General features: G+C 68.7%; 26 protein-coding genes. 12 read left to right on the forward strand and 14 right to left on the reverse strand.

Annotation, left to right across the window (positions count from 1 at the left end; translation table 11 throughout):
* The first annotated feature begins 205 nt into the window (after positions 1-205).
* Positions 206-805: a TetR/AcrR family transcriptional regulator gene (locus tag ACOCEP_RS26350; RefSeq protein WP_482331679.1), complete on the forward strand. Its 600-nt coding sequence runs from the start codon at positions 206-208 to the stop codon at positions 803-805.
* Positions 806-837: 32 nt separating this feature from the next.
* On the forward strand, positions 838-1,599 hold the full coding sequence (locus ACOCEP_RS26355; protein WP_482331680.1) for an SDR family NAD(P)-dependent oxidoreductase: 762 nt from the start codon (positions 838-840) through the stop codon (positions 1,597-1,599).
* An 82-nt stretch (positions 1,600-1,681) separates the two neighbouring features.
* Here the strand turns inward: ACOCEP_RS26355 and ACOCEP_RS26360 are convergent, their stop codons facing one another.
* From ACOCEP_RS26360 to ACOCEP_RS26385, 6 genes are read right to left on the reverse strand one after another with little or no spacing between them, the layout of a single operon-like run.
* Positions 1,682-3,472, reverse strand: a complete 1,791-nt coding sequence (locus ACOCEP_RS26360; RefSeq protein WP_482331681.1) for a thiamine pyrophosphate-requiring protein — start codon at positions 3,470-3,472, stop codon at positions 1,682-1,684.
* A gap of 29 nt (positions 3,473-3,501) precedes the next feature.
* A complete protein-coding gene (locus ACOCEP_RS26365) occupies positions 3,502-4,005 on the reverse strand; it encodes a hypothetical protein (protein ID WP_482331682.1) in 504 nt (167 codons plus the stop codon).
* A gap of 13 nt (positions 4,006-4,018) precedes the next feature.
* Positions 4,019-5,314, reverse strand: coding sequence for an NAD(P)/FAD-dependent oxidoreductase (locus ACOCEP_RS26370; protein ID WP_482331683.1), 1,296 nt, complete (start codon positions 5,312-5,314; stop codon positions 4,019-4,021).
* 2 nt (positions 5,315-5,316) lie between these two features.
* Positions 5,317-5,583 (reverse strand): DUF4235 domain-containing protein, encoded by a 267-nt coding sequence (locus ACOCEP_RS26375; protein ID WP_482331685.1) that lies wholly within the window; start codon positions 5,581-5,583, stop codon positions 5,317-5,319.
* Complete coding sequence (locus tag ACOCEP_RS26380) at positions 5,580-5,885, reverse strand: DUF3618 domain-containing protein (RefSeq protein WP_482331686.1); 306 nt, start codon at positions 5,883-5,885, stop codon at positions 5,580-5,582. The genes ACOCEP_RS26375 and ACOCEP_RS26380 overlap by 4 nt, the downstream gene beginning before the upstream one ends.
* Positions 5,882-6,295 (reverse strand): phage holin family protein, encoded by a 414-nt coding sequence (locus tag ACOCEP_RS26385; protein ID WP_482331687.1) that lies wholly within the window; start codon positions 6,293-6,295, stop codon positions 5,882-5,884. Before ACOCEP_RS26385 ends, ACOCEP_RS26380 begins: the two co-directional genes overlap by 4 nt.
* A 136-nt stretch (positions 6,296-6,431) precedes the next feature.
* Here ACOCEP_RS26385 and ACOCEP_RS26390 point away from each other — a divergent pair, with 136 nt between their 5' ends.
* The 3 genes from ACOCEP_RS26390 (at position 6,432) to ACOCEP_RS26400 (ending at position 7,813) form a co-directional block, all read left to right on the forward strand.
* Complete coding sequence (locus tag ACOCEP_RS26390; protein WP_482331688.1) at positions 6,432-6,893, forward strand: SRPBCC family protein; 462 nt, start codon at positions 6,432-6,434, stop codon at positions 6,891-6,893.
* Between the two features lie 98 nt (positions 6,894-6,991).
* A complete protein-coding gene (locus tag ACOCEP_RS26395) occupies positions 6,992-7,453 on the forward strand; it encodes a hypothetical protein (protein ID WP_126730769.1) in 462 nt (153 codons plus the stop codon).
* Positions 7,454-7,483: 30 nt separating this feature from the next.
* Positions 7,484-7,813, forward strand: coding sequence for a DUF3140 domain-containing protein (locus tag ACOCEP_RS26400; RefSeq protein WP_482331690.1), 330 nt, complete (start codon positions 7,484-7,486; stop codon positions 7,811-7,813).
* A 176-nt stretch (positions 7,814-7,989) separates the two neighbouring features.
* Here ACOCEP_RS26400 and ACOCEP_RS26405 read toward each other — a convergent pair whose 3' ends face one another.
* The 3 genes from ACOCEP_RS26405 to ACOCEP_RS26415 form a co-directional block, all read right to left on the reverse strand.
* Positions 7,990-8,778, reverse strand: a complete 789-nt coding sequence (locus tag ACOCEP_RS26405; RefSeq protein WP_482331691.1) for a SigB/SigF/SigG family RNA polymerase sigma factor — start codon at positions 8,776-8,778, stop codon at positions 7,990-7,992.
* Positions 8,775-9,227: an ATP-binding protein gene (locus ACOCEP_RS26410; protein ID WP_482331692.1), complete on the reverse strand. Its 453-nt coding sequence runs from the start codon at positions 9,225-9,227 to the stop codon at positions 8,775-8,777. The genes ACOCEP_RS26405 and ACOCEP_RS26410 overlap by 4 nt, the downstream gene beginning before the upstream one ends.
* Before the next feature lie 64 nt (positions 9,228-9,291).
* Complete coding sequence (locus ACOCEP_RS26415) at positions 9,292-9,624, reverse strand: plasmid stabilization protein (protein ID WP_482331693.1); 333 nt, start codon at positions 9,622-9,624, stop codon at positions 9,292-9,294.
* Between the two features lie 111 nt (positions 9,625-9,735).
* Between ACOCEP_RS26415 and ACOCEP_RS26420 the strand changes: the two genes are divergently transcribed.
* Both ACOCEP_RS26420 and ACOCEP_RS26425 read left to right on the forward strand, forming a co-directional pair.
* Positions 9,736-10,698, forward strand: a complete 963-nt coding sequence (locus ACOCEP_RS26420) for a TIGR03557 family F420-dependent LLM class oxidoreductase (protein WP_482331694.1) — start codon at positions 9,736-9,738, stop codon at positions 10,696-10,698.
* A gap of 83 nt (positions 10,699-10,781) precedes the next feature.
* Positions 10,782-10,973, forward strand: a complete 192-nt coding sequence (locus ACOCEP_RS26425; protein ID WP_482331695.1) for a hypothetical protein — start codon at positions 10,782-10,784, stop codon at positions 10,971-10,973.
* Between the two features lies 1 nt (position 10,974).
* Here the strand turns inward: ACOCEP_RS26425 and ACOCEP_RS26430 are convergent, their stop codons facing one another.
* A complete protein-coding gene (locus tag ACOCEP_RS26430) occupies positions 10,975-11,595 on the reverse strand; it encodes a UdgX family uracil-DNA binding protein (RefSeq protein ID WP_482331696.1) in 621 nt (206 codons plus the stop codon).
* A gap of 71 nt (positions 11,596-11,666) precedes the next feature.
* Here ACOCEP_RS26430 and ACOCEP_RS26435 point away from each other — a divergent pair, with 71 nt between their 5' ends.
* A complete protein-coding gene (locus ACOCEP_RS26435; protein WP_482331697.1) occupies positions 11,667-12,980 on the forward strand; it encodes a cytochrome P450 in 1,314 nt (437 codons plus the stop codon).
* Here ACOCEP_RS26435 and ACOCEP_RS26440 read toward each other — a convergent pair.
* The 3 genes from ACOCEP_RS26440 to ACOCEP_RS26450 all read right to left on the reverse strand — a co-directional run bounded on the left by ACOCEP_RS26440 (position 12,977) and on the right by ACOCEP_RS26450 (position 14,568).
* Positions 12,977-13,183 carry a helix-turn-helix domain-containing protein gene (locus tag ACOCEP_RS26440; RefSeq protein ID WP_482331698.1) on the reverse strand — a complete coding sequence of 69 codons (207 nt, stop codon included), beginning with the start codon at positions 13,181-13,183 and terminating at the stop codon, positions 12,977-12,979. The genes ACOCEP_RS26435 and ACOCEP_RS26440 overlap by 4 nt on opposite strands.
* Positions 13,183-13,662 (reverse strand): DUF2975 domain-containing protein, encoded by a 480-nt coding sequence (locus ACOCEP_RS26445; protein ID WP_482331699.1) that lies wholly within the window; start codon positions 13,660-13,662, stop codon positions 13,183-13,185. The genes ACOCEP_RS26440 and ACOCEP_RS26445 overlap by 1 nt, the downstream gene beginning before the upstream one ends.
* Positions 13,663-13,977: 315 nt before the next feature.
* Positions 13,978-14,568 carry a GNAT family N-acetyltransferase gene (locus tag ACOCEP_RS26450; protein ID WP_482331700.1) on the reverse strand — a complete coding sequence of 197 codons (591 nt, stop codon included), beginning with the start codon at positions 14,566-14,568 and terminating at the stop codon, positions 13,978-13,980.
* Positions 14,569-14,728: 160 nt separating this feature from the next.
* Between ACOCEP_RS26450 and ACOCEP_RS26455 the strand changes: the two genes are divergently transcribed.
* Positions 14,729-15,136 carry a VOC family protein gene (locus ACOCEP_RS26455; protein ID WP_126730788.1) on the forward strand — a complete coding sequence of 136 codons (408 nt, stop codon included), beginning with the start codon at positions 14,729-14,731 and terminating at the stop codon, positions 15,134-15,136.
* Positions 15,137-15,257: 121 nt separating this feature from the next.
* Here the strand turns inward: ACOCEP_RS26455 and ACOCEP_RS26460 are convergent, their stop codons facing one another.
* On the reverse strand, positions 15,258-15,806 hold the full coding sequence (locus ACOCEP_RS26460; protein ID WP_482331701.1) for a dihydrofolate reductase family protein: 549 nt from the start codon (positions 15,804-15,806) through the stop codon (positions 15,258-15,260).
* A 92-nt stretch (positions 15,807-15,898) separates the two neighbouring features.
* Here ACOCEP_RS26460 and ACOCEP_RS26465 point away from each other — a divergent pair, with 92 nt between their 5' ends.
* From ACOCEP_RS26465 to ACOCEP_RS26475, 3 genes are all read left to right on the forward strand, one after another.
* Positions 15,899-16,384 (forward strand): winged helix-turn-helix transcriptional regulator, encoded by a 486-nt coding sequence (locus ACOCEP_RS26465; RefSeq protein ID WP_482331702.1) that lies wholly within the window; start codon positions 15,899-15,901, stop codon positions 16,382-16,384.
* A gap of 104 nt (positions 16,385-16,488) precedes the next feature.
* On the forward strand, positions 16,489-17,745 hold the full coding sequence (locus ACOCEP_RS26470) for an ATP-grasp domain-containing protein (RefSeq protein ID WP_482331703.1): 1,257 nt from the start codon (positions 16,489-16,491) through the stop codon (positions 17,743-17,745).
* A gap of 59 nt (positions 17,746-17,804) precedes the next feature.
* A complete protein-coding gene (locus ACOCEP_RS26475; protein ID WP_482331704.1) occupies positions 17,805-19,118 on the forward strand; it encodes a lysine N(6)-hydroxylase/L-ornithine N(5)-oxygenase family protein in 1,314 nt (437 codons plus the stop codon).
* The last annotated feature ends 4 nt before the right edge of the window (positions 19,119-19,122 follow it).

Below are 19,122 nucleotides of genomic sequence, written 5' to 3' on the forward strand. Positions count from 1 at the left end.
CAACCTTCAACGTTGCGAAAGTGGCTTTCGCAACGTCGGCCGTGGCCGGGCCCGGCACCGCCCTGGCGAAGCATGTCGCGAAAGCCACTTTCGAGACGTCTGGTGTCCCGAAAGTGGCTTTCGCGACACCGCCTCCGCCGTCCCCGAGCCTTAATCGACCGGCGCTTATTTGACCGATCGGTCCAGATGTGGCTAGGCTTCTCTCGTGTCCAGGGTGAAGGAATTCGACGTCGACGCGGCCTGCGAAGCCGCGTTGGAACTGTTCTGGCGGCAGGGGTACGAGGCCACCTCGGTCAGTGATCTGGTCGCCGAGCTCGGCATCGGCAAAGCGAGCCTCTACGCCACGTTCGGCACCAAGCACGAGCTGTACCTGACGGCCTTGAACCGCTATATCGCCCGGGGCAACGAGCGGTTCGTCGAGGACTTCGCCGGGCCGGGTCCGGCGCTCGCGGGAGTGCGGCGGCTCATCGACCGCTATCTCGCCGAAATACTGGGCGAATCGGGGCGGAAAGGCTGTTTCGTGGTGAACGCCGCCATGGAGATGATGCCGAAGGATCCCGAGGTCGCGCGGGTGGTCGAGCGCAGCTGGGACGCGCTCGAGCTGGCCGTGCGGATGGCGTTGAGCCGCGCGAAGGCGCAGGGCGAACTCGACGCCGCCACGGACCCGGAAGAGCTGGCCGGCTTCCTGCTCACCGTCCTGCAGGGCATGCGGGTGCTGGGCAAGGGACCGGATCCCGCGGCGCGGGTCAGGGCGACCGCGAAGCAGGCCGTCGCGGTGCTCGAAGCCGCTCGCAAACACTCATAATGGAACGATCGGAACAGAAAGTGGTATCAACTGTGGGGAAGCGATTCAGCGGCAAGGTCGTCCTGGTCACCGGGGGAGGTTCCGGGATCGGCCGTGCCACGGCGGCGGCCTTCGCGCGCGAGGGTGCTCAGGTCCTCGTCTCCGGGCGGGACGGCGAGAAGCTCCGTCAGACGGTGAAGGAGATCGAAGCCGGCGGCGGAACGGCCGACGCGGTGACCGCCGACGTGAGCGCAGGCGCGGAAGTCGAGCGTCTCGTCGCCGAGACCGTGCGGCGGCACGGCAAACTCGACATCGCGTTCAACAACGCCGGCGTGCTCGGCAGCCCCGGGCCGGCGGCGGACCTGGACGAAGAGGGGTTCGACGCCGTCGTGCGGACGAATCTCACGGGCACGTGGCTGTCGATGAAGCACGAGATCGCCCAGATGCGGGCGGGCGGTGGGGGAGTCATCGTCAACATGTCCTCCAATATCGGCTCGCACCACCGGCTCCCGGGGATGGCCGCGTATGCCGCGTCGAAGGCCGCCGTCGACGTGCTGACCCGCACCGCCGCGCGTGACCATATCGGCGAGGGCATCCGGATCAACGCCGTCAGCCCCGGCGCCACCGATACCGGCATGTCGTTCCGGCCCGGTGAGACCGAGGCAGACCGGGCCGAACGGCTCGGTTCGGTCATCCCGCTCGGCCGGATCGGCGCGGTCGAAGAGATCGCGGCGGCGGTGCTCTGGCTGGCTTCGGACGAGTCCGCTTACGTCGTGGGGCACGACATCGTGCTCGACGGTGGCGCGAGCGCCTGAGCCCTGCCGAGGTCCTTCCCGGATGTCATGAAAGGGTCGTTCAGGACGGAAAATGTCCTGAACGACCCTTTCATGACATCTCTCAGCGCCGCGAGGGCAGCAGCTCCTGCATCTTCGTCTTGATCCCCTGCGTCACCAGGTGCCAGGCGTCGGGTTCACCCTTCAGGACGGCTTCGGTCATGGCCTTCACCTGCTCGAAGGTGGCGTGCGGCGGAATCGGCGGCACCTCGGGATCGCAGCGGACGTCGAGTACGGTCGGCACAGTGGCCGAAAGCGCGACCTCCCATGCCTCGCCGAGCCGGTCGGGATCGTCGACGGCGATCCCGCCGAGGCCGATCTCCAGCGCGAAGTCCGAATAGGACACTTCCGGCAGGGTTTGCGACGGGTCGAACTTCGGCGAGCCGCCCATGGCGCGCAGTTCCCAGGTGACCTGGTTCAGGTCACCGTTGTGGAACACGCAGACGACGCAGCGCTGATCGGCCCACAGTTCGCGGTACCGGGCGATGGTCAGCAGTTCCGCCATCCCGTTCATCTGCATCGCGCCGTCGCCGACCAGGGCGATCACCGGCCGGTCGGGATGGGCGAACTTCGCGCCGATCGCGTACGGGACTCCCGAGCCCATCGTCGCGAGGGTGCCGGAGAGCGTGCCCCGCATGCGGCCGCGGATCCGGAGATTCCTGGCGTACCAATTGGTCGCCGAACCGGAGTCGGCGGTGACGATGGCGTCCTCGGGGATCCGCTCGTCCAGTTCGTGCACGATCCGCATCGGGTTGACCGGGTCCGCGTCCAGCATCGCCTGTCGCGTCAGCGTCTCCTGCCATTCGCCGACGTTCTTCTCGATCTTTTCGCGCCAGGCCCGATCGGTTTTGCGCTCCAGCAACGGAATCAGCTGCTGCAGCGTGCCCTTCGCGTCGCCGAGCAGGTTCACCTCGGTCGGATACCGCAGGCCGAGGAACCGGGGATCGATGTCGATCTGGACCGCGCGGGCCTGGCCGAATTCCGGCAGGAACTGCGCGTACGGCATATTCGAGCCGACGATCAGGAACGTGTCGCAGTCCCGCATCATCTCGTACGTCGGCCGGGTGCCGAGCAGGCCGATGGAGCCCGTGACGTACGGCAGGTCGTCGGACAGGACATCCTTGCCCAGCAATGCTTTCGCCACTCCGGCGCCGGTCAGTTCGGCGACCTCGCGCAACTCGGTGACGGCGTTGCGCGCGCCCTGCCCGACCAGGATCGCCACCTTCTCGCCCGCGTTCAGCACTTCGGCGGCGCGGGCGACCTCTTCCGACGGCGGGATGACGCTGGCCCGCGGATGATCGGGCGGGGAGGACGGCACGTGCTTGAACTCGTGCCGCGGCGGCTGGTAGGTCTCCTCCTGCAGATCCGCGGGGATGATCACCGCCGTGGGCGCGCGCTGCGCGATGGCCGTGCGGAGGGCGCGGTCGAGCGCGTTCGGCAGCTGTTCGGGGACGTTCACCTCGACGAGGTACTCACTCGCGACGTCCTTGAACAACGCCTGGAGGTCCACTTCCTGCTGGTAGCTGCCGCCCATCGCGCTGCGCGCGGTCTGGCCCACGATCGCCACCACCGGCACGTGGTCGAGTTTGGCGTCGTAGAGGCCGTTGAGCAGGTGGATCGCCCCCGGGCCGGACGTCGCCATGCAGACACCGGGCCGTCCGCTCAGCTTCGCGTAGCCGACGGCCGCGAACGCCGCCATCTCCTCGTGCCGCGTCTGCACGAAACGGGGTTCGTTCCCCGCCGCGCCGAACGCGCTCACCAGCCCGTTGATCCCGTCCCCGGGATAGGCGAAGACCTGCTCCACGTCCCATTCGCGCAGCCTGGCCAGAACATGGTCCGCAACGGTTTCGCTCATGGCCGCCGGATACCGCCGCCCTCCGGCGGCTAAACGTCCTCGAGGATCTTGGTGATCCCCGCGACGACGTCGGGATGCCCGAGCGGCAGTGGCGGCGGCACCCGGTTGTACGGTTCGCCGGCGCTGTGGGGGAGCACGTCGACGGCGGTCCCGGCCGAGCGCACCCGTTCGGCGAGGTCGGAGGACTCGTCCGGCACCGGGTCGACCGGCAGGACATGCGACGCGGCGCCGGGATGGCGTTCGGCCAGCCGCAGCGCGTCCGCGGCCGAGTCGCCGGCGGCCACGACGTCGATCGGCGGGCCACCGGGTTCCGCGTCGCCGAGCACGTCTTCGGCCTGGCTGAGCGCGCCGTCCACCGGCAGCCTGCACCAGATGATCTGGCGCTGGGCCGCGAGGGGCCGCCACGTCGCCGGGAGTTCGCCGTGCTTGCCCTCGCCCGCCGGGTCGAGGACCAGCAGCTTCGCCCCTTCGTGGCCGCCGTCGGTGACGACCGAGGGGCCTTCGGCGCGGACGGGATCGGATCCGGTGGTCATGGGTGCCTCTCCTCTAACAGTTCGTGCGGGGGAGCTCGGGGGAATCCGTGTCCAGCGGCACCGAACCCGATCGTACGAGTCCTAATTGGACTGTCTGGCGCTTCGTCACCGCTTCGAGCACCCAGTCGGTGGCGGTGCGCAGCCGGTTGCCCGGCATGGCCAGCAGGTGGTAGCCGCGGGTCACCGCCTTGGCCGCGAACCCGGAAAGCGGGATGTGCAAGGGATTCGCCGCGGCCTGATGGGCGCCGAGGTCGACGACGAAGCCGAGGTCGTGGTGCCGGTAGGTACCGTGCGAGCCGTGCCCGAGGGACGCGGCCACGTTCCGTCCGGCGAGTTTGCCCTGCCGTTCGGCGTGCTGGGCCGTCATCGGCGTGTATTCGCCCGGCCTGGTCAGGTCCGGGACGGCGGCCGCGTCCCCGCACGCGTAGACGTCACGGCGTCCTGGGACGTTCAGCTGCGTCGTCACGACGAGCCTGCCCTTGGCCGTCTTCAGCCCCAGATCCTCGATCAGCGGGTCCGGCCGGACCCCGACGCACCACACCAGCGTGTGGGTCGGCACGGATTCACCGGAGGTCAGCGTGACCCCCTTTTCGCCGGCGTCGTCGATCGACGTCTTCATCAGCACTTCGACGCCGCGATCCCGCAGCACCCCGTCCGCGGTGGCGCCGAGCCGCCGGTCGAGTTCCGGCAGGACCCGCTCGGCGACGTCCAGCAGCAGCCACCGGATCTTCTGGTCCTTCAGCTCGGGGTGCCGGGCGGCGAGCGCGGCGGTGAACGCCGGCCCCTGCGCGGCGACCTCCGTACCGGTGTAGCCGGCGCCGACCACGACGAAAGTGCAGCGCGCGTCGCGCTCGGCCGGATCCTGCGCCGACGCGGCGAGTTCTATCTGCCGGGTGACGTGGTCGCGCAGGTAGAGGGCCTCGGGCAGGCCACGGAAGCCATGGGCGTACTCGGGGACACCGGGGATCGGCAGCAGCTTGTTCACGCTGCCTGCGGCGAGTACGAGACGGTCGTAGCCCAGAGAACGTTCACGGCCCTCGGGGTCGGTGTAACTCACACTGCGGCCGTCGAAATCGACGGACCTGGCGGTGCCGAGCACCAGGCGCACACCGCTCAACGTGCCGGGGATGGACACCGAAATCCGCCGCGGTTCGAGGATCCCGGCGGCGACCTCGGGGAGCAGGGGGAGATAGAGGAAATAGTCGGTCGGGTTCAGCACGACGACTTCCGTGTCGTCGCCGACCGATTTGAGGAGGGTCTTGGCCGCGTTGTAACCGGCGAACCCGCCTCCGATGATCACCACGCGCATGGTCAGTCCTCCGTGGGCCAGTCGCCGGTCGCCTTGCGGTAGCCGACCGCGCCCGCCCGTTCGGTGGCGGCCTTCACCACACCGAAGATCGCGCCCTGCGCGGCGGCCGCGACGAGCACCTGGGTCCAGGTGAAGTCCCGGTCGGTGGCGTTGGGCGCGTCTTCCTCGCCGCTCACGCGCTTCCAGATCTGCTTGAACGCGATCCCGGCGAGCACACCGCCCGCGGCGCTCACGACCATGTTGAGCGGCTTGTAGAGAACCTTGTTCACGACGTGGACCTCTTTCGCATGATCAGCCGGATGGTGACGAGCAGCGCCAGAAGCCCGGCGAAGATCGGCACCGGGTTCGCGCGGACGACTTCGGTGCCCTGACGGAACTTCCGCGCCGCGGGCTCGGAGACCTTCTCGGAGATCTTGGCGCTCGCCTCGTCCACCTTGGTGTCGAGGTTGTCGTTGACCCTCGCCTTGACGTCCATCTTCTTTCCCAGCGCGTCAAGGGTTTCGGTGAGTTCCTCCCGCGTCACGTCGCGATCGGCGCGGGCTTCTTCGGCGTTCTTGGGGAAATCGGTCATGAGCGCACTCCTTGCTTGACGGTGTCGACGTCCTTGCGCACACCTTCGACGGCCTCTTCCGGCACCGGCGGGGTCGCGCTGGAGACCTCCTTCTTGCCGACGAGGGCCGCAAGGCCGGCGACCAGCAACAGTGCCGCGCCCGTCACCACGGCCGCCAGCCACGCGGGCATCACCAGCGCGAGCGCCAGCACCACCGCGGCGATCAGGGTCGCCAGCCCGAAAAGCGCGAAGACACCCGCGGCGCCGAACAATCCGGCACCGAAGCCCATCTTCTTCCCTTTGCGCTGCAACTCGAACACGGCGAGCCGCAGCTCGTCGCGGACGAGATGTTTGACCTCGTCGCCGAGATCGGAAACCAGTTCGCCGACCGACTTCTCTCCCGCCGGCTTCCGGTGGGCCTCCTCGATCATGAGCACCTCCTTGGAGCGTTCTGCCCGCCGGGTACCCGGCGACCCGGCCGGTCAATCACAGCGTGTTTCGCCCCGCTGAGCGCCGGGTAGCCGGGGGTTGCCGGCTCGAAAAGCACCCAACCGAGGAGGAGGATGCATGAGCACGATCACCGAAATGGTGGACGTCGAAGTACCGGTGAAGACCGCGTACAACCAGTGGACGCAGTTCGAGAGCTTCCCGCAGTTCATGGAGGGGGTCGAGGAGATCCGCCAGATCGACGCGACCCACACCCACTGGGTGACCAAATTCGGTGGGGTGAGCCGGGAATTCGACGCGACGATCACCGAGCAACATCCCGACGAGCGGGTCGCGTGGACGTCGGATTCCGGTCCCGACCACGCGGGCGTCATCACCTTCCATCGCCTGGGGGACAACAAGACGCGGGTCACGGCGCAGATGGAGATCGATCCGGAGGGTTTCGCGGAGAACTTCGCCGACAAACTCGGCGTGCTCGACCGCCGGATCAAGGGCGACATGAAGCGGTTCAAGGAGTTCATCGAGAGCCGCGGCCACGAGTCCGGCGCCTGGCGCGGTGACGTGGACCGCCCCGGCAGCTGACCGACGACCCGGGACCTCCCCTGGAAAGACGCGTTTTCCCGGGGGAGGTCCCGGGTATCTCTCGGGGTGAGGGTCCATTACGAAGGGAGCGTTCCGGCATGACTACCAACGCATACGTGGCCTTCCTCGTCATCGGGGTGGCGCTGGTCATGCTCGACGGTCTGATCATCTACCAGAGCGGTAAGCGCTACCTGCGAGGTTCCCACGGCGATCCGGCCGCGGGCGCTTCCATGACTTGGCTCGTCACGGTGCTGTTCCATCTCGCGACGCTGGGCGTCTTGGCGCTGCTGTCGACCGTCGACATCGGGGGCAGTGACCTTCCCGGTGTGGTGGGCAGGCTGGGTGTTCTGCTGCTGGTGCTGGCCGTCGCCCACGCGATCACGCTCAGCGTGCTTTCGCGGATCCGCGGTGAGCAGGAGGCCGAAGCGGTCATCAACCGGCCGAGGCGCGTCGAGCCCGAGCAACAGGGCACGACGGTCACCCCGGTGCCCGGGCAGGACGGCCGCTACCCGGCCGCGAGCCCGTCCATCGAACAGCGGGCGCCGTACACGACGCCGTAAGAAGTCGAGTGCTGGCAGGAGGTTCGGGCCGTGCACGAGATCGAAGACGAACTGTGGGACGAATTCCATCGCGTGGTCAACATGACCTCGCGGGAACTGGCCGACTGGCTGCGCACGAGGTCGGCCGACGACGAGGACGAAGCGCTGCCTGACCAGGCGGGCACGCCGACCGGGCGGCACGTGCTGGGCATCCTCGGCAAGCGCAGGACCGACCTCACCGCCGAGGACGAGCGGGTGATGCGCTCCGTCGTCCGGCGGGTCGAGGACCAACGGCGTGACGACCTCGAACCGGTCGCGGGCCAGGCGCACTGGCGGCACAAGCTCATGTCGATGGGGCACGATCCGCTGAAACCCGTGTGAGGCAAGTACGTGAAGGCCCCCTTCACCGCGCTGGACGCGGTGAAGGGGGCCTTCACGTACTTCTGGTCTTGTGCCCGAACACGTAACTCGCGTGATCGAAGGCGTAACTCGCGTGATCGAAGACGTATGTGAGAGTTACGCCTGCGATCACGCGAGTTACGCCTGGGAGCCGGCCGCTACTCGGAGAGCTTTCCCCGCAGCTGGTCGAGCGTCTGCGACAGGAGCCGCGAAACGTGCATCTGCGAGATGCCGATCCGCTCCGCGATCTGGGTCTGGGTGTAGCCCCCGAAGAAGCGCATCACGAGGATCGCGCGTTCCCGCTTGGGGAGCTCCCGCAACAGCGGTTGCAGCGCCTCGTGGTTCTCCACCAGCGCCATCTCGTGGTCTTCCTCGCCGATCGTGTCGGCGAGCGAGAGGGCTTCGGTGGCGTTGTCGTGGACCGGTTTGTCGACCGACAACGTCTGGTACGCCTGGCCGGCGAGCAGTCCTTCCCGCACGTCGTTGACCTCGAGCCCGAGGTATTCGGCGAGCTCGGTCGGAGTCGGCGCACGGCCGAGCCGCTGTGACAACGCGGCGGTGCCCTGGCTGAGCGAGACGTGCAGCTCCTTGAGCCGCCGCGGCACCCGGACCGACCAGCCGGTGTCCCGGAAGTGCCGCCGGACCTCGCCCATGATCGTGGGCACGGCGAACGAGAGGAAGTCGTGCCCACGGCCGGGGTCGAACCGGTCGACCGCGTTGATCAGGCCGATCCGTGCCACCTGGACCAGGTCTTCGCGGGGCTCGCCCCGGCCGGAGAACCTGGTGGCGATGTGCTCGGCGAGCGGCAGGAGCTCGGTGACGAGGCGGGCGCGCAGGTCCCGGCGGCCCGGTGAATCCTCCGGCAGGGAGGACATCTCCTCGAACAGCGGTTCGCACTGGGCGTAGTCGTCCGCCTGCCGGGTGAGAGTTTTGCGCTCCCCACTCACCCGTCGCTCGTTCCCGGGGCCAACACGAGATCGATCGTCGTGGTGCCGCCTGCTTCGCCGGGAATCGGTTCGCACCGCGCCCGTACCGAATGGGTCAGTGTCGTCAGGACGTGCCAGCCGAACGTCGTCTCGCTCGGCAGGTACGGCCTGCTCGTCCGCGTCGAGATCGAGACGGCGATTCCTTCCGGTATCTCGTGAAAGACACAACAAAGAACGGCTCCCAGCTCAGCGGGCTGGACAAGTTGGGAACAGGCTTCGTCGACGGCCATCTTCGCGTCTGAAATGGCGTCCAAGCCGAAGTCCGCACGGGCCACCACACCATGGGTGAGCGTGCGGACGAGAGGAATCTGCTCCGCCTCGGCGGGGAGGCGGAGTTCGACCAGGTCGGACAGGCCGTCCGACTGAGGCCGGGTCTGGGGGGTCAGGCCGCCCCGTCCGTGTGCATCCATTACGAAACCCATCCGTCCGTGGCCGTGGGGTGACCGCGGCGGTGCCCCGCCGCGTGACGCGTGATCAACGGCCCAGGGCTCGCTGAAGCTCCTTTTTGGACATTTTCGACCTGCCCTCGACGTTGCGCTGCTTCGCCTCGTTGTAGAGCTGGTCCTTGGTCGGGCCGTTCGGGCCCAACCGGTTCCCTGACCGCTTGCCACCCCGCCGCTGAGGGGACACGTCCTCCAGGGACGTACGGCTCGCTTCGCGCGATTCGCCCGCCTGCGCGCGGTTCTTGTTGACCGTGCGGGCGGCGATCTCCTCGGCCCGGCCGGTGCTCGCGCCCCGATCCTTCGCCGAGTCCTTGATGTGTTCGTACTGGCGTTCTCGTTTGTCGCTCCAAGCCTGCTGCGGCATCGCGGCTCCTTCCCTTTCCCGGGTCAGGTACCCCGTTCGATTCGCCGGGTAAACGTCCGGTTGATCGCGGCGCCGGGCGGGTACGCGGGGGACGACGCGAAGGAGGCATCGATGCGCATCGGCTACACCCTCATGACCGAACAAGCCGGGCCGAAAGACCTGGTGGGATACGCCGCAGGGGCGGAGAAGGCGGGATTCGACTTCGAGGTCATGAGCGATCACTTCTCGCCATGGCTGGAGGAGCAGGGGCATTCGCCGTACGCGTGGAGCGTGCTGGGAGCGGTCACCCAGAGCACCGAACGGATCGAACTGATGACCTTCGTGACGTGCCCGACCATGCGCTATCACCCCGCGGTGGTGGCGCAGAAGGCGGCGACCGTCCAGGCGTTGTCGGACGGCCGGTTCACCCTGGGGCTCGGCGCGGGGGAGAACCTCAACGAGCACGTCGTCGGACGAGGCTGGCCGCCGGCGAACGTCCGGCACGAGATGCTCGCCGAAGCGATCCAGATCATCGGCGGGCTGTTCGACGGCGGCTACTTCAACTACAAGGGTGACCACTTCCGGGTGGACTCCGCCAAGCTCTGGGACCTGCCGGAGCAGCGGGTGCCGATCGCGGTCGCGGTGTCCGGGTCGCAATCGGTGACGCGGTTCGCCCCGATCGCCGACGCGATGATCGCGGTGGAACCGGACGAGTCGCTGAGCCGGGAGTGGGACGCCACCAAAGTGGGCCCGCCCAGCAGGAAGATCGCCCAGCTGCCGGTTTCGTGGGGTGAGGATCGCGACGCCGCGATCCGGCGCGCGCACGAGCAGTTCCGCTGGTTCGCCGGCGGCTGGAAGGTCAACGCCGAACTGCCGGGCCCCGCGGGGTTCGCCGGGGCGACACAGTTCGTCAAACCGGAGGACGTCGCCGAGGCGATCCCGTGCGGGCCGGACGTCGACCGGATCGTGAAGCAGGTGGGTGAATTCGAGGCCGCCGGATTCACGGATCTGGCGTTGATCCAGATCGGCGGCGACCAGCAGGAGGGCTTTCTCCGCTTCGCCGAGGACACACTGCTCCCGGCGTTGCGGGGGTGATTCACCCGGACGGAGCCACCCGTGTTCAAACCCGCGGACCGCGGGTACCTGAGCGACACATCCACCAGCCCAAGGGGGACCAGATGAGCAACGAACTCGGCCTTCATCCCGTACCGGACCTGCTGCCGGAAGGCCAGGACACGCCGGAGCAGGAGGCGATCCGGCGCAAGGCCGCCCTCGCCGTCGCTTCGCGGGCGAGGAGCCCCGAAGACTGCGCGACCCTGCTGGACATGCTGGGCCTGCACGACGGCGGCCGCAGCTCCGAAGTGGCGTGATTCAGCGGTCGCCGCGCGCCGCCACGAGATCCGCGACGAAGGCCCGGTAGGCCTCGTCGCGGTCCGGCGCGCGCAGCACCGCCGATGGGTGCACGGTGGCGACGGCGGTGGTGGCGAACTCGGCGAGGTCGATCCGCTCGCCACGGCTCCGGGTGATGCGGAAGTCGTCGCCCAGCAGCGCCTTCGCCGCCGTCGCGCCGAGGAAGATCAGCAGCTCCGGGTGGACCGCCGACAGTTCGGCGTGCAGCCATGGACGGCAGGCCACGACCTCGGTCTTGGACGGTGTCTTGTGGATACGCCGTTTGCCGCGTTCGTCCCGGTCGAACTTGAAGTGCTTGACCGCGTTGGTGACGTAGATCTTCCGGCGATCGAAGCCCGCTTCGTCGAGGGCCCGGTCGAGCAGCCGTCCGGCGGGTCCCACGAACGGGACACCCTGCCGATCCTCCTGATCGCCGGGTTGCTCGCCGACCACCATGATCTCCGCCTCGCGGGTGCCTTCGCCGAAGACGGTCTGGGTGGCGTCGCGGTAGAGGTCGCAGCCGCGGCAGCCGGCCGCCGCCGAACGAAGCCGGTCCAGATCCGCGGTCTCGGGCGGGTCCGCCCCTGGTGCCTTGGTCGCCATGGCGGCCGGATTCCCCGCCCGGTCGTGGGACAAACCGGTTACGCGCGCGCCACGCCGGGTAGCCCTCGGGTATGGCGACTTCGACCGAACCGGCCACCGCTTCCGTCCAGGACACCATGCGTGTCGCGCTGCAGGTCGTGCTGCCCACGCTCGCCGGTGGGGTGATCAAACGGCGGCCGTTGGGGATGGCCGCGGCACAGAAACTCCAGTTCGACCGCACTGCCGTGCGGCTGCTGGGACGGCTCCGGTCCCAGTACGGTCCCGGCCCGCTGCGCCTGCGGGTGCCCGGCCGCACGATCGACCTGGCGCTGTCCGGGGAAGACGTCGGCGAGGTGCTCGCCGCCGCGCCGGTGCCGTTCAGCCCGTCGACCAAGGAGAAGCGGGCGGCGCTGGGCCATTTCCAGCCGCATGGCGTGCTGATCTCCGACGCGGTCGAGCGCGCGCCGCGCCGCGGCTTCACCGAAGACGTCCTCGAACCGGGGAAGCCGCTGCACGACCTCGCCGCGCCCTTCGCCGCGGCCATCGGCGACGAGGCGGCGTCGCTCTGGGACGGCGGCACGCTGGACTGGGCCACCTTCAACGTGGCCTGGTGGCGGATGGTCCGGAGGGTCACGCTCGGCGAGTCCGCGGCGGGCGACGACGGCCTGACCGACGCGCTCGACCGGCTGCGGAAGGATGCGAACTGGGCGTACGCGCACCCCCGGCGCGACCGGCTCCACGAGCAGTTCCGCACCCGGCTCATCGGTCACCTGGAACGGGCGGAGCCGGGGAGTCTCGCCGAAGCCATCGCGTCGGCGGGCCCGTCGGGCGAACGGACGATGGACGTCGTCGCCGACCAGGTCGCCCACTGGCTCTTCGCGTTCGACGCCGCCGGAATCGTCACCTTCCGCGCCCTCGCGCTGCTGGCCACCCACCCCGGCGCACGGGAGCGGGCCGACGAGGAGGTCGGGGCCGCCGACCTGACCGCGCCCGGCCAGTTCGCGTACCTGCGTGCCTGTGCGCTCGAATCGGTCCGGCTGTGGCCGACCACACCCGCGCTGCTGCGCGAGAGCACGGCCGAGACCGCCTGGGGACCCGCGGGGACGACGGTGCTGATCTTCACGCCGTTCTTCCACCGCGACCCGGAATCCCTGCCCTACGCCGACCGGTTCGAACCCGCGATCTGGCTGGACGGCAGCGCGGCGGCCAACCCGGCGCTGGTCCCGTTCAGCGCCGGCCCGGCCATCTGCCCGGGCCGGGATCTCGTGCTGTTCTGCGCGAGCACGACGCTGGCGCATTTGATCAAGGACCGGCGTTTCGAACTGGTCTCCGGGGCCGTCCTCGGGCCGGAGCGGCCGCTGCCGGCGACGCTCGACAACTTCCACCTGAAATTCTCGGTGGCCTAGTCTGCGACCCATTCGAGCAGGTCGCCGGGCTGGCATTCGAGCACCCGGCACATCGCTTCGAGAGTGCTGAACCGGACGGCCTTGGCGCGGCCGTTCTTCAGCACCGCCACGTTCGCCGGGGTGAGCCCGACGAGTTCGGCGAATTCGCCGACACTCATCTTGCGCTTGGCCAGTTCGACGTCGATGCGGACGACGATCGGCATCAGATCACCTGTTCCAGGTCCGACCGCAGGGTGGTGGCCTGCCGCAGCAACGTGCGCAGCACGACCATGAGCAGGCCCAGCACGGCGACGCCGATCAATCCCAGGAACAACAGCAGCGGCAGGCCGGGGTCTTCGGCGTTGAAGCCGACGTAGAGGAACACGCCCGCCAGCACCAGCCAGCCGGCGAGGATCGCCCACACGATGGCGTCGACCCATCTCAGGGACGCCTCGGTGAAGATCCGGTCCTTCTTGACCAGTGTCAGCAGTTGCCAGGTGGCAACGACCACGACCTGGACGCAGAGCACCCAGAAGAGGGAGACCGCCGTCGCCGGCCAGCGCAGGTACGCCATTTCGGGGTCTTGGCGCGCCATATGCGCGAACTGCCCCGGCAAGGACATGGTCTGGAAGAGGACGAGGACCCCGAACAGCAGCACGAGGAACACTCGGAGAGGCGCGACCGCCCGTTGTCCTGTGATCATGCATCGAGTTTCGCGCGTTATCTATCGAAAGTCAATCGGTAGCACTCGGTTGTCGATGGGGGCGTCTCTCGTCGCCTCTGGGGTGGGATCTTCGGGGCGCGACGGCCGCCGTGCGATGCGCGGAGGGTTGCGAAAGCCACTTTCGCAACCCTCGACGTTGCGAAAGTGGCTTTCGCAACGTTGCTCACTCCGCGCGGAGGTCGGGTGGGTCCCCGCACGGTCAGGTGCGTCTCGGTGCGCCGGAGGGCGTCGCGAAAGCCACTTTCGGGACACCTGATGTCCCGAAAGTGGCTTTCGCGACATGGCCGAGGGGGCTCACGAGCCAGAGCGCAGATCGAGCCGCATCAGCCAGCGCGGCTTCCGGTCCGAGCGCGCCTTGGTCTCTTCCACGAGTTCGAACCCGGCGGCGGCGAACAGCCCGATGGTCCCGACGTGCGCCGCGGAGGAGTTGATCCGTCCCGTACCCGGATCGACGGGGTAGCCCTCGACGACGGGCGCGCCGTGCGACCTGGCGTAGGAGACCGCGCCGTCCAGCAGCGCGTGCGCCACACCCTGGCGGCGATGCCCGGCCCGGACGACGAAACAGATGACCGTCCACACCGGAATATCGTCGATCGGCGGCATCGTGCGGGAACGTGTCAGGCGATGCAGCTGGGCGCGCGGGCCGACGCCGCACCAGCCGACCGGCGTGGTGCCGTCGTAGGCGAGGACACCGGGCGCGGGGTCCGCCGCGCAGAGGCCGCGGACGTGTTCGGCGCGTTCGTCGCCGCGCAGCCGGCTGTAGTCCGCGGGTTTCGCGCGGTAGGCGAGGCACCAGCAAGCGCGGTCGTTCCCGTTCGGATTGAGGATGGTCGCGACGTCGCCGAACCGGTCGGCCGTCGCGGGGTGGATCCGGAACGGGGGCATACGGGGACCCTAAGGGGTATTCGGGAAATCGCTCACCGCATTCGGCCGACGGCGTTGAATTTTCGTTGCGCGAAGGAATTCACCCGGCCGTAGTCGAGCCGTTGTCGCGCCGGGAGGCGTCTGCCAGGATGCTCGTGACCCGACCAGAAGGAGCGTTCCAGTGGCTTCCCGTCTCAATCCCTACCTCAGCTTCGCCGGCGACGCCCGGCAGGCCATGGAGTTCTACAAGTCGGTGTTCGGCGGAGAACTGACGCTGAATACGTTCGGCGAGTCCGGTATGGCCGGCACGCCGGCGGAGGACCAGATCATGCACAGCCAGCTCGAATCCCCGAGCGGCTACACGATCATGGCCTCGGACACGCCGCCGGGAATGGAACACAATCCGGGCACCAACGTGTCGATCAGCCTCAGTGGCGAAGACGGCGAGGAATTGCGCGGCTACTGGGAGAAACTCTCCGCCGACGGCACTGTTTCGGTTCCCTTCGAAAAGCAGATGTGGGGCGACGAATTCGGCGCCTGCATCGACCGGTTCGGCATCTCGTGGATGGTGAACGTCGTTCTTTCCTAGCGCCTTCCGGCTTGCCGGTATCGGTGGCCGCGAGGTCGGCGCCGATACCGGCGGTCCCGTGCGTCGTCCGCGCACACGGTCGGCTTCGGCGGCCCGGAGCGCTCGCGACCGGGGCGTTCGATCACAGGGGCCGGAAGCGGACGTCGAGTACGCCTCGCGGATCTTCCCGCCCGAGCCCGTGAAGGTGGATCGGCGCGCCGCCGGGGTTGTCGTACAGGCGGATGCCGTCGCCGAGCAGGACCGGCGCGACGTGCAGGTCGATCTCGTCGATCAAACCGAGCGTGAGCAGCTGACGGCCGATGCTCGGTGAGAAGACCTCGAGGTTCTTCCCCTTCGCCGCTTTCAGTCCGATCCGGACGGCTTCTTCCGCGCCGCAGTTCAGGAACGTCACCCCGTCGGCGGGCGTGGCGTCTTCGGGGTGGTGGGTCAGGACGAACAGCGGGCCTTTCCAGGCGCCGCCATAGATTCCGCTCGGGTCGGGGTAGGCGTCCCAGCCGTCGCGGCCGCCGAGGACGGCGCCGGTGGTCGTGGCGTATTCGTCGATCAGGTCCGGCCGGAAAGTGAGCCCGGTCATCCAGTCCATGCCGTGGCCGGGTCCCGCGACGAAGCCGTCGAGGGACATCGTGAAATGCCACAGCACTTTCCCGTCCGCGGTCTGTGGTCCGAGCATCCAGGCCTCCCAGTGCTTGCGCTATGCAATCGGTTCACCCACGATAAGGTGGGCGATGGTAGATTGCAACCACTTCGTGTGGAGGTGTGAGGATGGCGGAACCCGCCCGTTCCGGCTGCCCGATCAACGCCGCGGTCGAGGCGTTCGGCGACAGCTGGAGCCTGCTCGTGCTGAGGGACATCATGTTCGGCACCCGGCGTTATTTCCGGGAACTGCTCGCCGGATCCGAAGAGGGGATCGCGTCCAACATCCTCGCCGACCGGTTGAAGCGGCTGGTCAAGGCCGGTCTGTTGACCCGAGAGGACGCCGGCCCCGGCAAACGGGCCGCGTACAGCCTGACCGAGGCGTCGATCCAGCTGGTGCCGGTGTTCGCGCACCTCGGGGCCTGGGGTCTCGAACATCGCCCGACGACCGAGCGCCTGCGGGTGCGGGCCGAACTGCTCGCCGCGGGCGGGCCGGAGCTGTGGTCGGAGTTCATGGCCGAACTCCGGGTCGTCCACCTCGGCGCGCCGGCACCCGAGAAGGACGGCCCCGGCGTGCTGGAGCGCCTCGCCGCCGCGTACGAGGCGGCCCTCTGAAGCCACGCCCTCGTTGATTGTTCTTCCCGAATCAAGGGTTCCGGTCAACCCGCCCCCGGGATGTAGTAGCCCGCGACGGAGCGACGGGCTGGTGGGGAGAGGGAATGAGCTCAGCGGAAGGTGTTGTCCTGGTGATCGGCTGCGGGGCGCGGCCGTACCGGGAGTATCTGTTGGCGTCGGCCGGGCACCGGCATCCCTTGTGGTTGTTCACCGGGACGGAGCCGACCTGGCAGGAGCGCTACATCACCGGTGCGACGGTGCTGGACACGCAGGACCAGGACGCCGTGCTGGCCGCGGCCCGCGCGCTCGCCGCCGGCACGCCGGTGCTCGGCGTGGTGTCCTGGGACGAGGCGCTGATCGTGGCGGCGGCGCATGTCGCGGACGAGCTCGGCGTGCCGGGCGCCGGGATCTCCGCGATCGAAGGCTGCCGTGACAAGTGGTTCAGCCGCCGCACGCTGACCGCGGCCGGTGTCGCGCAGCCCGATTTCGGGTTCGTGCACGACGACGACCAGGCCGTCCGCGTGGCCGAGCGGATCGGGTACCCGGTCGTGGTCAAGCCGCGCGGGGGCGGGGCCAGTATCGGCGTCAGCCTCGCGGAAGACGCCGAGGCGGTACGGAAGGCGTTCCGGACCGCGGAGGACGCCAGCTTCAACGGCTCTCCCACATACAAGGGCGGAGCGCTGGTCGAGGAGTACCTGAGCGGCCCGGAGATCAGTGTGGACGGCGCCGTCGTCGACGGCGAGTACACGCCGATGTTCGTGGCACGCAAGACGGTCGGCATGCATCCGTACTTCGAAGAACTCGGCCACCTGGTCAGCTCCGCGGACGAACTGCTCGCCGACCCGGCCCTGCGCTCGACGCTGGCCCGCGCGCACGGCGCGATCGACTTCCGGTACGGCATCACCCACACCGAGCTCAAGCTCACCGAACGCGGCCCGGTGATCGTGGAGGTCAACGGCAGGCTCGGCGGCGACCTGATCCCGTTGCTCGCCAAGTTCGCGACCGGGGTCGACCCGGGCGCGGCCGCGGTCGACGTCGCGCTCGGCATGCGTCCCCATCTCCCGCACGAGGCCGAGCCCCGCTGGGTCGGCGTGCGGTTCGGCTACCCGAAGCAGGACTGTGTCGTCGAGTCCGTGTCCGTGCCGGATTCCTTGCGCAACAACGGGATCCTCGCCGCGGACCGGCTCGTCGAGCCGGGCGCGCGCCTGCGGTTGCCGCCGGCGGAATTCATCTCGCGGCACGCGTACGTGATCTGCGCGGGCGTCGATCCCGAAGACTGCGAAGCGGTGCTGGACAAGGCCATGGCCCAGGTCCGGCTGACCGCGCACCCCCTGTTGCCCTCGGTGGCCGCCGGCGCTTGATCGCGCACCGGCACCGCAGCACACCTTCCCAGCACTCTCAACGATGGCGGAGCAAACAAATGGCGAACCGTGATGTCGAGCTGCTCGCAGTCGGAGCAGGACCGTCCAACCTGGCGCTCGCAGTGGCACTGGAAGAGCTCGCGCCCGGCCTGGCCCGCGAATCGGTCCTGCTCGAACGGGACGAAGAGGTCTCCTGGCAGCGGGGCATGCTCCTGCCGGAGGCGCTGTCGCAGGTCTCGTTCCTCAAGGATCTGGTGACCCTGCGCAACCCGCGCAGCCGCTTCTCGTTCCTGAACTACCTGCACGCCACGAACCGGCTCAACGAATTCGTGAACATGGGCAGTTTCGTGCCGTACCGGGTGGAGCTCGCCGACTATCTCAAGTGGACGGCCGATTCGCTTTCCCTGGTGGACCTGCAGCGTGGCCGGGAGTGCCGCGAGATCACTCCCGTGTGGACGGACGGCACGCTCACCGGCTGGGACACGCACGTCGCCGACGGCGAGGTCATCCGCAGCCGCTATCTGGTGGTCGGCGCCGGGCGCGACGCGCGGATCCCCGACCTGCTCCGCACGGTGAACCAGGAGCGCGTCATCCACAGCACGCAGTACCTGCCGAGGATCGCGAAGCTGCGCAAGGACCTGCCGTACCGGGTGGCGGTGATCGGCGCCGGGCAGAGCGCGGCGGAACTGTTCAGCTCGGTGCAGACCGACCTGCCCGAATGCAAGCCGACCATGGTGATGCGATCGATCGGCCTGAACTACTACGAGAGCAGCAAGTTCAACAACGAGTTGTTCTTCCCGTCCCATGTGGACAAGTTCTTCGAGGCGCGGCCCGAAGCGCGCGAGCAGATGCTCAAGGAGATGCACCACACGAACTACTCCGGGCTCGCGCCGGGCACGATGGACGCGCTCTACCGCTCGATCTACCTGGACCGGCTCTCCGGACGTTCGCGGCTGGCGATGATCACGATGAACGACATCACCGACGCCCGCGACGACGGCGACGAGATCGTGCTGGAGCTGACCGACCGGCGCACCGGAGAGACCCAGGAGCTGCGGACCGATCTGGTACTGCTCGGCACCGGTTTCTCCCCGGAGATGCCGAGGATGGTCCAGGAGATCGCGAAGTCGATCGGCCTGTCGGAGATCAAGGTGACCCGCGACTACCGGCTGGAGATCGACCAGCCCGCCACCGCGGCCGTGTACCTCCAGGGTGTCAACGAGGCCACGCACGGGATCGCGGACTCGCTGCTGAGCGTCCTCGCCCCGCGGGCCAACGACATCCTGCAGGACCTCCTCGCCCACCGCGGCGAGCGCCCTTCGGTACCACCGCAGCCGACTTCGGGAACCGCGCCCATCGCCGTCACCCGCTGACCAA

The organism is Amycolatopsis sp. CA-211722 (assembly GCF_056828465.1).